13 protein-coding genes are annotated in these 14103 nt (G+C 32.1%); 2 read left to right on the top strand and 11 right to left on the bottom strand.

What is annotated here, in order from left to right; translation table 11 throughout:
* Positions 1 to 54 precede the first annotated feature (54 nt).
* Positions 55 to 999 carry an AraC family transcriptional regulator gene (locus ACT53I_RS04415; RefSeq protein ID WP_104794048.1) on the top strand — a complete coding sequence of 315 codons (945 nt, stop codon included), beginning with the start codon at positions 55 to 57 and terminating at the stop codon, positions 997 to 999.
* 39 nt (positions 1000 to 1038) lie between these two features.
* Here ACT53I_RS04415 and ACT53I_RS04410 read toward each other — a convergent pair whose 3' ends face one another.
* From ACT53I_RS04410 to ACT53I_RS04360, 11 genes are all read right to left on the bottom strand, one after another.
* Complete coding sequence (locus tag ACT53I_RS04410; protein WP_476078586.1) at positions 1039 to 2901, bottom strand: prolipoprotein diacylglyceryl transferase family protein; 1863 nt, start codon at positions 2899 to 2901, stop codon at positions 1039 to 1041.
* 50 nt (positions 2902 to 2951) lie between these two features.
* A complete protein-coding gene (locus ACT53I_RS04405) occupies positions 2952 to 3728 on the bottom strand; it encodes a hypothetical protein (RefSeq protein ID WP_476078585.1) in 777 nt (258 codons plus the stop codon).
* A gap of 88 nt (positions 3729 to 3816) precedes the next feature.
* Positions 3817 to 5592 (bottom strand): acyl-CoA dehydrogenase family protein, encoded by a 1776-nt coding sequence (locus ACT53I_RS04400; RefSeq protein WP_476078584.1) that lies wholly within the window; start codon positions 5590 to 5592, stop codon positions 3817 to 3819.
* Between the two features lie 120 nt (positions 5593 to 5712).
* Positions 5713 to 6891 carry a thiolase family protein gene (locus tag ACT53I_RS04395; RefSeq protein WP_476078583.1) on the bottom strand — a complete coding sequence of 393 codons (1179 nt, stop codon included), beginning with the start codon at positions 6889 to 6891 and terminating at the stop codon, positions 5713 to 5715.
* A gap of 43 nt (positions 6892 to 6934) precedes the next feature.
* A complete protein-coding gene (locus tag ACT53I_RS04390) occupies positions 6935 to 7297 on the bottom strand; it encodes a four helix bundle protein (protein ID WP_213195970.1) in 363 nt (120 codons plus the stop codon).
* A 28-nt stretch (positions 7298 to 7325) separates the two neighbouring features.
* Positions 7326 to 9719: a 3-hydroxyacyl-CoA dehydrogenase/enoyl-CoA hydratase family protein gene (locus ACT53I_RS04385; RefSeq protein WP_476078582.1), complete on the bottom strand. Its 2394-nt coding sequence runs from the start codon at positions 9717 to 9719 to the stop codon at positions 7326 to 7328.
* A gap of 13 nt (positions 9720 to 9732) precedes the next feature.
* Entirely contained in the window at positions 9733 to 10185 is a 453-nt protein-coding gene (locus ACT53I_RS04380; RefSeq protein WP_069798987.1) for a MarR family winged helix-turn-helix transcriptional regulator, read from the bottom strand.
* A gap of 165 nt (positions 10186 to 10350) precedes the next feature.
* On the bottom strand, positions 10351 to 11274 hold the full coding sequence (locus ACT53I_RS04375) for an ABC transporter ATP-binding protein (protein WP_476078581.1): 924 nt from the start codon (positions 11272 to 11274) through the stop codon (positions 10351 to 10353).
* A 31-nt stretch (positions 11275 to 11305) separates the two neighbouring features.
* The gene (locus tag ACT53I_RS04370) at positions 11306 to 11638 is read right to left on the bottom strand and encodes a hypothetical protein (RefSeq protein WP_213189149.1); all 333 of its coding nucleotides are present in this window, start codon (positions 11636 to 11638) and stop codon (positions 11306 to 11308) included.
* A gap of 35 nt (positions 11639 to 11673) precedes the next feature.
* Positions 11674 to 12645, bottom strand: a complete 972-nt coding sequence (locus ACT53I_RS04365) for an iron chelate uptake ABC transporter family permease subunit (protein WP_476078580.1) — start codon at positions 12643 to 12645, stop codon at positions 11674 to 11676.
* A gap of 137 nt (positions 12646 to 12782) precedes the next feature.
* Positions 12783 to 13337, bottom strand: coding sequence for a TlpA family protein disulfide reductase (locus ACT53I_RS04360; RefSeq protein ID WP_476078579.1), 555 nt, complete (start codon positions 13335 to 13337; stop codon positions 12783 to 12785).
* A gap of 117 nt (positions 13338 to 13454) precedes the next feature.
* Between ACT53I_RS04360 and ACT53I_RS04355 the strand changes: the two genes are divergently transcribed.
* On the top strand, positions 13455 to 14090 hold the full coding sequence (locus tag ACT53I_RS04355) for a SanA/YdcF family protein (protein ID WP_165785761.1): 636 nt from the start codon (positions 13455 to 13457) through the stop codon (positions 14088 to 14090).
* Positions 14091 to 14103 lie beyond the last annotated feature (13 nt).

Below are 14103 nucleotides of genomic sequence, written 5' to 3'. Positions count from 1 at the left end.
TTATTATATATTTAGGCAAATTGATTATTTTATCAAAAATATCATTCATAGTTTATGATACGAGAAGACAAACATTTGCTCTATACGCCTGAATTAACGGGACATGAGCAATTACAAAATATAATAGAAAACAAGACAACATTTACTTTAAATAATTGTGAATTTTCTTTATACGAAACACACAAGAAGACAGAAGATGTTAAACTAAAGTTTAATGATTTGACTTTTACAGCGATGTTACGAGGAAAAAAGCACATGAAATTGGAAAATAAATCTGAGTATTTTGATTATTTTCCTGGTGAAACGGTTTTAGTTTCTCCCGGTGAAACAATGGTCATCGATTTTCCAGAGGCAGACGAAACTCCTTCGCAATGTATTGCATTAAGTTTCAGTCCAGATTTTGTAGAAGAATCTTTGCATTATCTCAATACCAAATTAATGAAAGTAGATGAAAGCACTTGCTGGAGAATTTCTAGCGAAGAATTTTATCTGTTTAACAGTTTACCGCTGGCTTCTGCAACTAATAATCTCATGAGAATTGCCATGGAAGATAACATGAATAAGGATATTATGGCAGATTTGGCGTTGAAAGAATTATTGGTAAGACTCATGCAAACTCAAGCAGGAAAACTCATTGAAAACGATTACAAAACACTGAAAACTTCAAACAGACTGGCTTTTATCATAGATTATATTAAAAACAATCTGCATCAAAAATTAAGTATTGAACATTTGGCAAAATTGGCTTTCGTAAGTAAATCTAATTTCTTTAAACTTTTTAAATACGAGCTCGGAACATCACCCAATGAATATATTCTTCAGCAAAGAATAAAACGTGCTAAAGAATTGCTCAAAGAAAACCAAAGCATTAAAGAAGTAGCTTTTGCGACTGGTTTTTCTGATACCAATCATCTCATCAAAACCTTTAAAACTTTTGAAGGTATTACTCCGAAAAATTATCAACGAAATTTATTTTCAGAATATAAAATCGTTTCTTAAATAAACAAAAAACCGCTTCAGAATTTTGAAGCGGTTTTATTATTGAGTAAGTCTTGAAAATCTTACATTACTTTCTGGAAAATCAATTCCATAAGCAAAAAGCACCAACAAACTGTATAAAAATGCATTGAAAAATAAATGAAAATCGAGAGTTCCAGTTGGTAGTTTACCTGCATTTACACAAGTGAAAGCAATTCCCATAAGAATAGACAAAATTGCTAACCACTGATATACTCTCATTCCCATAAAATAAGGAGTTTGTGGCTCACCTCTAAGAGATTCTTCAACAAATCTGAAAATACCATTTAAAATAAAATACATCCCACCAATAAAAGAAGCTGGCATTTCTAAATGATAAAATCTTAAGAGTATTAAAAATGTAAGAAAATTCGAAACAATAGAGTAAAATTGAGTAGGATAAAGATTTTTTCCTTTCCAATGCGCTATTTTATTTACTCTGGATTTAGGATGGCAAAATTTAATTCCCAAAACTTTATCTGTAGGTTTACCATGACAACATCCTTGTACCAAACATCTAAATCTACCAAAAAACTGAATGATACATGCTGCTAAACATGAAATTCCTAAAAGAAACCAGAAATTTAAATCTGTAAAAATAATGATTGACAATAAAGTCAATGCAATTCCTAAAACACTTCCATAATAGCCAAAAGGTCTCAATAACATGGGAGAGCCTTCTACAAACTGTGCCCAAAGTCCAGCTCCTACAAAACCAGCAATGCCAATGATATAGATAATATAAAGCTGATTAGGCAAAAAATAACCCATAATTACAAAGCCAAAAAAACCACCAATTGCTGCATAAAAACCATGGTTGATGATTCTTATTTTTCCGAAACGCCATTCTTGCCAACTGTTTGATATTTTTTCACAAAATTGAATTGATTTTAAATAGATTAATTCGCGATTAATTACGACAAAATAAGCTATGATTCCGAATAAAACATCTAAAATGGTGTGGTTTTTTGTGGTGAGACAACTGATGATAATTAAAATTGAAATTAGGAAGAATAAAATTTTACTTTTCGGAAAAATTTTACTAAAATATTTATAAATTATCAAAGCCCAAAACACATGAAATGAAGGTAATGCCGCCGTTTGTCCATCTGTTTCTCTTCCTAAAGCAATTGCTTTTAAAAATAAATTATCTTGACTGATTGTTTCATAATTCACTATAAATGGAAAAACCAAATAGCAGAAAAATATTAAAATCATTCCTCCAATAATGTCAAAAATAAATTCTCTTGCCTCTTTATTAGTTTTCAGAATAAAAGGAATTAAAAGAGAAAGAGGATAAACCAATACATAAAAAATAACTGTAAAATCTACTAATGAAATGTATTTATCTAAAATAATTTCTGTAGAAACAGCATCTTTAGGAACTCCTAAAAAAATAAAAATCTCATAGATCAAAAACCAAGGAAAATACACCCAAACATAAATGAGTAATTTATTTTTAATGGATAATCTTTCAACATTATTTTGTGGAAAATCAAAAAATGTATGATGGGTTTGATGGTTAAAAGCTTTGGAAATAATTTCATTTTCAAATCCTATAACATAAGCCAATATCAGTAAGATAAAAATAGGAGAGATTAACCATAAACCTGATGAAGATTTAAAAAACAGAGAAATTCCTATTGAAAAAATTACTGCACCTACATAAATAGGATGATGAAAAAAATAATACAGTCCACTTTTTACGTAGTTTTCTGGAGGATAAGCATTCATAGGTAAACCTTTGCCTTTTTTCCAAAGATTGTACATTGCCATAACAATCATAATAAAACCTAAAGCAATAATAATTAGACTAAAACTACCTAAATCTGGAGTGGGAAGGGTAATGAATTTTGAAGTAGATTTGGCCCAAAAAATTAACAAATAGGGAAGTAGTAAGCAAAACACACTTCCATAAATAATTTTTGAAATAATTAATTTGAACTTTTCCATAGTACTGTTTCGTATAGAGACCAGCCCAATTCTTTTTCATTATGGTGAAGAAAAATTGATTTTGATTTATATTTGGTCTCTTGTGTTTGTAAAAATTGTTTACTGAAAAATATTTTTAAAAAAGGAAAACGATTGGCAATTTTCAGCAATGGTTCATCTTTTATAATTTGTGGATTTTCAAATATGAGCTTAGTTTCTTGGTTCTCAAATGTAATTCCCAACTCTGTAATTTCTGCATTTTCTTGTAGTTTACCGTTCCAATATACTTTTTTCAATGGTTTCTTTCCTAGCCATTCTATCCAAACAATAGTATTGTTTTCAGATAAAAATCTACCCCATTTTAATTCTGAAATAGGCAATTTCCAAGGAGCGAAATTTAGGTCTAAAGTTTCTGCATATCCTAATCCAGAAAAGAAAAATTCTTCACACCTTACCTCAAAATTAGCTTTTGGATGATGGCAATTCCAAATAAGCATTTTACCGTTTATTTCATGTAAATTTTCAGAAAATCCTTCATCTATTTTCTCCCAATTTCCAAAAATTTGAGAACTATCATTCAAGAGAAAAGTTAATTTGGACTGATTAATTAATTGACCTTTCTTAAGAAACGCTTTTTCAAAAATACCTTTTGAATTAGATGTAATATAAGAAGAATAAGGAATTTTTAATCCTAAAAAAGACATTTCGGCGGCATAAATAATAATAGCATTTCCGTTTTTATCTATTCCGTCAAAATAATGTTTTTTGATTTTAAACATTATCAAATTTATTTAATTTCTTCTGGTTAAACAAAAAACCGCCTCAAAAATTTGAAGCGGTTTTTAAGTATAGTTGAATTAACAAATTTTAGTAAGAATTTTTCTCTACAAAATGCTTAGCAATTTTCTCAGTTAACGCGATTACGTTTGGCTGATTGGTGTATTTTGTAAATCTTCTTAAACCAGAAAGCATCATTCTTTGCTCATCTCCATCAGCGAAAGAAACAATTCCTTCTTTAGCAGCTGCAATTACAGCTTCTACCGCTTTGTAAAGGTTCAATTGAGCCATTGCTGCTTCTATAGAATCTGGACCGAAGTTTTTCTCCACTCTTAGAATTGCAGATTCTGCCATGTAAATTTGGTTTAAAATTTCTGAAGCATTGATTAACAAGTGTTGTTGTTTTTCAATCTCCATCATGTATTTCTGAAGTGCAGCACCAGAAACCATTAAGAAAACTTTCTTAAGGTTAGCGATGATTGCTTTTTCTTCTGACATAAATTCTGAATAATCAGGCGTTTCGAAAGAAGGAATTCCCATTAATTCTTTACCAACTGCCATTGCAGGAGACATTAAATCAATTTCGCCTTTGAAAGCTCTCTTCACCAACATTCCTACAGAAAGAAGTCTGTTGATTTCGTTTGTTCCTTCATAAATTCTAGAAATTCTAGCATCTCTCCAAGCTGCTTCCATTGGTGTATCTTCAGAGAATCCCATACCTCCAAAAATCTGAATTCCTTCATCTGCTGCTTTTTGAGCGATGTCTGAAACATAAACTTTTAGGATAGAACATTCTACCGCGAATTCTTCCACACCTTTTAATTCTGCTTCTTGGTGAGACATTCCACCTGCAACTAAAGCATCAATTTTATCTTGAATATCTTGAGCCGCTCTATAAGAACCAGCTTCTGAAACGAAAGTAGCAGTAGCCATTTCCGCTAATTTTTTTCTAATTGCTCCAAAAGTAGAAATTGGAGTATTGAACTGTTTTCTTTCGTTTGCATAGTTTACAGAAAGGTTGAAAATTCTTCTCTGTGCATCTAAACAAGCAGCAGCCAATTTAATTCTACCTACGTTTAATGCATTTAAAGCGATTTTGAAACCATTGTTTCTTTCACCAAGAAGACATTCTACAGGAACTTTCATATCATTGAAGAAAACCTGACGAGTAGAAGAAGCTCTAATTCCTAGTTTATGCTCTTCTTCGCCGAAAGTAAGGCTTTCAGGATTTTCTAGTTCACTTCTGTTTACTACGAAACCAGTGATATTCTTGTCATCATCTATTTTAGCAAAGAATGTGAATGTATCTGCGAAACCTGCGTTAGAAATCCACATTTTTTGTCCGTTGATGATGTAATGTTTACCATCTTCAGACAATTTAGCTCTTGTTTTTCCAGAGTTTGCATCAGAACCAGCATCAGGCTCAGTTAAACAATATGCTCCGAATTTAGTTCCAGCTGCTAAATCTGGTAAATATTTTTGTTTTTGTTCTTCAGTTCCGTATAATAGAATAGGAAGGGTACCGATACCAGTGTGTGCTCCATAAGCAGTTGCCAATGAACCAGTTGCACCAGATAGGTAATCACAAGAAATCATAGTAGATACAAAACCAAGACCAAGACCTCCGTAATTTTCAGGAACTGCGATTCCTAAGAATCCCATTTCACCGATTTGTTTCATACACTCTTCAGTAAATGCGTAGTCTTTTTTCTCGAAACGCTCTTTGTTAGGAACTACAACTTTGTCAATAAATTCTCTTGCAGAGTCGCGAAGCATTTTTTGTTCCTCAGAAAAATCTTCCATCGTGAAGATATTCTTAGCTTCTATTTCTTTTATTAGGAATTCTCCTCCTTTTAATGTGCTCATATTATTATTTTTTTATTCTGTATAATGTAAAATGTATAAAGTACAAAGTACATTTGGTTAATTTATTTTTTTGAAATTTTAAAAGATACATTGTACATCGTACATTGTACTTTCTACGATTTAAAGAAGTTCGATTACAGAAGCTGCGCCTTGTCCTGTTCCTACACACATAGAAACCATTCCGTATTTCACGCCTCTTAATTTCATTTCGTCAAGAAGTTGAACCGTCAATTTAGTTCCTGTACAACCTAGAGGGTGACCAAGAGCGATAGCTCCACCATTTACATTTAAAATTTCTGGGTTTAAATCCAATTCTTTTTTAATCGCAACTGACTGAGAAGCAAAGGCTTCGTTCAATTCAATTAAACCAATATCTTGAAGAGAAAGCCCTGCTTGTTTTAACGCTTTTGGAATGGCGTAGATTGGGCCAACTCCCATAATTCTTGGCTCTAAACCAACAGCTGCATAAGAAACTAATCTTGCAATTGGCTCAAGGTTTAATTCTTTTACCATTTCTTCAGACATTACTACTACGAAAGCAGCACCATCAGACATTTGAGAAGAGTTTCCTGCGGTAACTGAACCTCCAGCTGCAAAAACTGGTCTTAATTTTGCCAAACCTTCAACAGAAGTGTCTGCTCTAGGACCTTCGTCTACTGAGAAATCAAATTTTTTGGTTTGAACTTTTTGGTTTTCATCTAAGAAATTATATTCTACAGGAATTGGAACGATTTGTTTTGCAAATTTTCCTTCAGCAATAGCTTTCAAAGCTTTTTGATGAGATTCAAAAGCAAATTGGTCTTGTTCTTCTCTTGTAATTTTATATTGCTTAGCTACTTCTTCTGCAGTATAACCCATTCCCCAATAATAATCTGGGTTAGATTTTGCGTAATGACTTTCTGGAACTGGTTTATAACCGCCCATTGGAATGAAAGACATACTTTCTGCACCTCCTGCAATAATACAATCAGCCATTCCTGCTTGAATTTTAGCAGAAGCAATCGCAATCGCTTCAGAACCAGATGCACAATATCTGTTTACGGTAACTCCTGGAACTTTATCGGTATTTAACCCCATTAAAGAAATTAAACGAGCAACGTTTAAGCCTTGTTCTGCTTCTGGCATTGCATTACCAACGATTAAATCGTCGATTCTATCTTTATCTAATTGTGGCAAATCTGCCATCAATTTCTCTATCACTTTTGCAGCCATTACATCTGGTCTGGTAAATCTTAAACTTCCTTTCGGAGCTTTACCCACTGCTGTTCTGTAACCTGCTACTATATATGCTTGTTTCATAATTTAGATTTTAGAAATTAGAGGTTAGAAGTTAGAAAAACAACTAACCGTTTTTTAATTTTGTTTTAAAAGAATAAATCATCTTCTGTATTTCAGAAAGTTCGTTTAATAGGGCAGAAATTTCTTTTTCTGTTTTAAAATTTAATTCAAACAATAGAATTAATTGAGTCTCTAATTCATATGCAGAACCTGAAGCAATTCCTAAAAATTGAATAAATTCATTAACATTATTTCTGCCAGCTCCTTCAGCGATATTAGAAGGAATAGATACTGCACATCTTCTGATTTGACTTATCAAACCAAATTTTTCTTCAGAAGGTAAATCTTGAGTAATGAGATAAATTTCTTTAACTAGACTCATAGATCTTTTCCAAATTTGTAAATCTTGTAAACGATGTGCTTTCATCTAAATTCTAATATCTAAATTCTAACCTCTAGTTACGAAGCGGTTTACCTTTTTGTAACATATACTGAATTCTCTCTAGTGTTTTTCTTTCACCACATAATTGTAAGAAAGCTTCTCTTTCAAGATTCAATAAATATTGTTCTGTAACTACAGTTGGCTCAGAAAGATTACCTCCTACCATTACATAAGCCAATTTATCTGCAATTTTTTTATCGTGTTCAGAAATGAAATTTCCAGTTACCATTTGGTCAGTTCCTACATAGAACATACCTAATGCGCCTTGACCAAGAACTTTTACTTTTTGCTGAATTGGTTGAGTATAACCTTGTTCTGCCATTAGTTTAGCTACTTTCTTCGCTTCAGCAATTTGACGGTTTTTGTTTACTACAACAATATCTTTGTGATTCTGTAGAATACCCATATCATAAGCTTCGTGAGCAGATGTTGCTACTTTACCCATTGCGATATTCATGAAAGCTTCACGCATTCTGTTGTTTTTCACGTCATCAGCCGCGAATTCTTTAGAAGTTCTCAAAGCAAATTCTTTAGTACCACCACCTCCAGGAATTACACCAACTCCAGTTTCTACTAAACCGATGTAAGTTTCTGCAGCAGCAACTACTTTATCAGCATGCATGGTCATTTCGCAACCACCACCCAAAGTTAATCCATGAGGAGCAACCACAACAGGAACAGAAGAGTAGCGAACTCTCATCATCGATTTTTGGAAGTAAGCAATTGCCATGTTCAGATCATCCCAATCTTGTTCGATTGCCATCATTAGAATCATCGCTAAATTAGCTCCCACAGAGAAATTAGCACCTTGATTTCCGATTACTAAACCATCGTATTCTTTTTCTGCTAAATCAATAGCTCTGTTTAAACCATCTAGAACTTCACCACCTAGAGAATTCATTTTTGAACGAATCTCGAAGTTGATGATTCCGTCTCCTAAATCTTGGATTGCAGAACCAGAATTGCTCCACAATGTTTTATTTTTTCTGATATTATCAAGAATAATGAAAGCTTCTTGACCAGGAATATTATTGTAATTTCCAGAATTTTTGTCGAAGAATATGCTTTGACCTTCTTCATTTACTTTGTAGAAAGATTCTACTGATTTTACCCATTCTGAAACTGTGAAACCTGCTTCTGTAGCCAATTCAATACCTTTTTGAACACCTACAGCATCCCAAATTTCGAAAGGACCATTTTCCCAACCGAAACCAGCTTTCATAGCATCGTCTACTTTATAAAGCTCGTCTGAAATTTCAGGAATTTTGTGAGAAACATAAGCGAAAAGTGCTCCTAAAGATTTTCTGTATAATTCTCCTGCTTTATCTTTTCCACCAATTAAAACTTTGAATCTATCAATTGGCTTATCAATATTTTTAGTGAGTTCAAGCGTTGCAAAATTTGCTTTTCCTTGATTTTCGTATTGATAAGAATCTAAATTAAGACCGTGAATTTCTGATTTTCCATCAGCATTTTTCACTTTTTTATAGAAACCCTGTTCTGCTTTAGAACCTAACCATTTGTTTTCCATCATCATATTGATGTAATCTGGAAGAACAAAAGTTCCTTTGAACTGTTCATCTTCTACACCAGAAGCGTGAACTCCGTTTGCCACGTGAACCAAAGTATCTAAACCTACAACGTCTGCAGTTCTGAAAGTTGCAGATTTTGGACGACCAATTACTGGACCTGTTAATTTATCAACTTCAGTTACATTAAGACCAATAGATTTTACATTGTGAAGTAAATTCATCATCGAGAAAACTCCAATTCTGTTCGCGATGAAGGCAGGAGTATCTTTTGCTAAAACAGTAGTTTTTCCTAAGAATTTAGCGCCATATTCCATGTAGAATTTCACGATTTCAGCATCGGTGTCATTGGTAGGAATAATTTCTAAAAGCGGTAAATATCTTACCGGGTTAAAGAAGTGCGTTCCTGCAAAATATTTTTTGAAATCATCACTTCTTCCTTCTACCAACATATTAATTGGAATACCAGAAGTATTAGAAGACACCAAAGTTCCAGGTTTACGGAATTGTTCGATTTTTTCGTAAACAGACTTTTTAATGTCTAATCTTTCTACTACCACCTCGATAATCCAATCTGTATTTTTGATTTTCTGCAAATCGTCATCAAAATTTCCTACAGAGATTCTTTCTGCAAACTCCTTTTTATAAAGTAGAGCAGGACTGGCTTTTACTAATTTTGCCAAACTTTCTGTAGCAATTCTGTTTCGTACTGCTTTGTCTTCTTTGGTAAGACCTTTTTTCTGTTCAGCTTCTGTTAATTCAAACGGAACAATATCAAGAAGGAGAACTTCTACGCCAATGTTTGCAAAGTGCGCAGCAATTCCGCTTCCCATAATTCCTGAACCAAGAACTGTAACGTGTTTAATTCGTCTTTTCATTATAAATATAGGTTTATTTTTTATTGTTCATATCATTAGCAATTTTCAAAATGTCTCCCATGACTTCTTTGAAAACAGCGAATTTCTCTGGGTCTATTTTTTCTACCACTTTTTTATTAAATCCTACTACTACCTCTTTTGAAAGGTTTCTAGATTTAAGTCCTTTGTCTGTAAGTTTAATAATTACTTCTCTTTTATCAGAAGTTGTTTTTTCTTTGTAGATATAACCATTATCTTCTAAAAGCTTAATTATTCTCGTCAAAGAAGTGGGTTCAATAGCCATTTTAGGACCAAGATTGGTACTTCTTGTTCCTTCTTTAGGATCGATTTTAAGTAGCGTTAAAGCTTGTACAGCCGTAGAATTATGCATAGAAGCTTGTTCGGAGTACATTTTACTCACTGCCAACCAAACTGATTTAAGCATTAAGTCTACATTTTCTACTTTCTCTTTAGTCTTAGTTTCCATTTTTAAAAAATGTTATGCGTGCATAGCAAATATAAAAAAAATACTATGCGTGCATAGTATTTTTTATTACAAACGGATAACTTATTGATTATGTGACAATTATTTATTATGTAAAGAATAATAGAGCTAAATAGAAAATGAGAAATTTCAAACGAAAAACGCTGATTATAAGCAATTTCTAATTGATAACAGTATTTCGTCAATAGATTGACAAGAAAACCTATTATTTTGGTAAAAAATCTCCCAAAATGCACCCTGAAATTCTATTTTAAAACCAGAAAGGTCTCTTTTAAAGTTTTTTTGCAAAGCAGAGTACAACATTTCTTTTTCTAAAAATGGAGCTATAATTTCAGGTGAAACAAAGTCTTGATTGATGGTAAAAAGTCGAGGATTGGTCAATAAATCATTCTTCAAGAGAATGTCTTCCGCCAAACCTTCTTGGAGATTTTGGTCATTAATAAACCAAATTTTATCAGCAAATTCTTTAGCCAATCGCCAATCGTGAGAAGAAAAAAGAATGATTTTATTGTGGTTTTTAGCCAAATCTCTCAACAATTTTAAGATGATGATTTTATTTTCTTCGTCTAAATGAGTTGTAGGTTCATCTAAAATAATCATAGGAGAATTCTGTGCTAAAGCTCTTCCAATAAAGGCTTTTTGAAGATTGCCGTCTGACAATTTCTGCAACTGAATATTTCTATATTCTTCTAGCTTTAACTGAGAAATAATGCTGTTAACATGTTCTACATCTTCATTTTCTAACTGATAATAAAAAGGCAAATGAATGAATTTTCCAAGTGAAATTAAATCTTCTGTGGTGTAATTTGTGGGAATTTGAGACTTCGCAAAAACCACTGCTATTTGTTCTGCAATTTCTTTATCTGTAAGTTTTTCTATATTTTTTTGATGTATCAAAATCTCACCATTTAATGTGGAAATTTGATGAAGAATACTTTTAATCAGTGTGGTTTTACCAACGCCGTTATTACCAATCAGCAAACAAACATCACCGTAATCCAATGACGCATTAACCTCTGAAATAAGAGGTTTTTGGTAACCAATTGTTGTATTTTTTATTTGTAAAAACATAATTTTTGTTTCCCTCAGATTTCGCAAATTATTAGTTGATTACTGTCCAAATATTTTTAAGAACAGAATGTATTCTTTCAATTTGATAAGGTATAGTGATAAATAATATAATAGGTGTTATACCCAATAAAATCCATAAAACATTTAAACCAAATTTTTTAAAATATAAAATAGGTAAAATTAATGATGAAATCATAGAAATAGGAAGGGCAAAAAACATCCACCAAATATGAGCATATTGATAAATCCAATGACATTCTTTATTTAACCTATAAAAATCTGAAAATTTCATCAACAAAAAACTTATTATAAATAATGAGATATTTGCAATAATTATTTTTTTTAAAGATATATTTTTATTCATATAAAATCTGCGAAATCTGCGGGAAAATTATTCATTTATTTTTTCTTCAAAATCATCATCAGAATAACTGGAACTCCAAATAAACTCGTAATAACATTAATTGGGAATTGAGAAATCTCTGAAATAATAGAGAAAAACTCCATAATAAAAACTCCCAGAATCATGTTCAAAATCCACTGTTGCCACAATTTCGCTGGCGAATAAATCATTCTGCTAAAATGAGGAACTACGATTCCTATAAACAAAATTGGCCCTAAAAACGCCGTAACAGATGCAGAAAGTAGGGAAGAAGCAATGATGACAAAATATTTCAGTTGCTCTAAATTTACACCCAAACTTTTAGCATATTGATTTCCTAAACTATTCCCGATGAGCGGTTTTATGCTTTTGAAACTTAAAAACAATCCAATTAATACAACAATGAATAGCACCCAAAGTTGATTTCTGGTCACTTGATTATTCGCACCAAAACTCCATAAAATATAGTTTTTCAGACTTTGATTTTCTGCATATAACTGTAGAATAGAAACTACTGCTCCTGCTAAAGCAGAAACCAAGAAGCCAAAAATAATCAAATATGATTTATCTTGAAATTTTCTAGAAAAAACGAGTAAAATGGTCATTAACAAAAGACTTCCAAGAATGGCGGAAATACTGATGAAACCATTTTGCAAAAATTCTGGTAAAGTAAAATCTTGAGAAAAGAAGATATAAAAAGCTACGCTTAAACTCGCCACTGAAGTAATTCCTAATACGGAAGGTCCAGCTAAAGGATTTTGAAAATATTCTTGCAAAAGAAAACCAGAAGTAGGAATAGAAACGCCCGCTAGAAACATTGCTAAAACACGATTCATTCTGAGTTCTGCAATTTGTGAGTTCTGAGCATTAGCGTCAATAAAATCTACGAAACCTAGTTTTATAAAGCCTATATTTAAATTGATGAGAATCGTAATCACCACCAATGAAAATAGGAAAATAAGAATGGTTTGGAAGGTTTTATTGTTCACAGATTTTATTTAAAAACTTCACAAATTTAATTTAAAAAAATCTATGAAAAAGAAAACTCTCGCTGATTTTGCAAATTTTGCAGATTTTTTTGAGTCTATTCATCTGCTTAATCAGCCCCATCTGCGAGAGAAATATTTTATTTAAAAGAATTTAGTTTTGCATCTAAATCTTCTTTGCTCATCATTCCTACTGTTTCTATTTCTTTATCCCCTTTTTTAATCACGGTAAAAGGAATAGAACCACCGTCCCAAGTCTTGGTAATAGTCGTGAAATAATCTGGTGCAATCATAGAGGCATCAAAAAGAACTACATTTTTTCTGATATCATATTCATCTGCAAAATCACTTACAGCGGTGTTCCAATCTTCTTTAGCATCTACACTTACAAAAGTAAATTTCACTGGTTTTCCTTTTAGTTCTTCCATTTTTTCTTTGAAATGCGGAATCTCTTTCATACAAGGTCCACACCAAGTTGCAAAGAAATTGGTTACATAAATGGTGTCATTTTTTTGTGGGGCAACCATTGCTTTTAATTGCTCTTGATTTACTTCAGGCAAAGCATTAGCAGGAGTTACAGCTGAGCTATCTACTGTTTCAGTGGTTGTTTCTTCTGTTAATTGATCTGGAGCTTCGTTCTTTTTACAAGAAAATAGTGCGGTTAATATAAGTGTGGAAAAGATTAATTTTTTCATAAATATTAATTGTTTATTTTTGTTATGGAATTGATTATTGAGTCGATTTTACAAATATAATAAAATCAAAATGCTTCTTTTGATATATTTGTTACCAACGAATTTAGAATTATTTTATTGAGAATCCTTTTAGACATATTTAAAAAATTTTTCTTGTTGATAGAAATAGGATTTTTGCTGATGATATTGGCAAACTTCTGGGTATTTTCTCTCACCGAAGGAAGAACGTATACTAAAATTTCTAAAATTCCGCCAAGAGAAGTAGCTTTGGTTTTAGGAACTTCTCCCAAAACGATGGCAGGAAATGCCAATCCTTATTTTATTTCTAGAATGGATGCTACTGCGCTACTTTATCATCATGGAAAAATCAAAAAAATCATTGTAAGTGGCGAAAAAAGTAAAGGCTATAACGAACCAAAAGCCATGAAAAATTTCTTGATTTATCAAGGTGGAGTTCCCGAAAACATTATTCTAGAAGACCCAAAAGGTTTTAATACCCGCGAAAGCATTCTCAGATGCAAAAATGAATACCAACAAAAAAACGTAATCATTGTTTCACAAGGATTTCATAACCTTAGAGCTTTATTTTTTGCAAGAAACATTGGTATGAACGCATTAGGATTTGATGCCCAAGACGTTACTAAATATCAGAGTTATTACAGAAATCACTTTAGAGAATTTCTCGCAAGAGTACAAGCTGTAGTATATTATATTTTTGGAATTTCAAATGAAGAAGAACATCTGAAAAAATAGGGTTTCAGACCAA

It is taken from the genome of Cloacibacterium sp. DMC96 (assembly GCF_056313765.1).
This window is presented reverse-complemented; position numbering and strand designations above follow the sequence as displayed.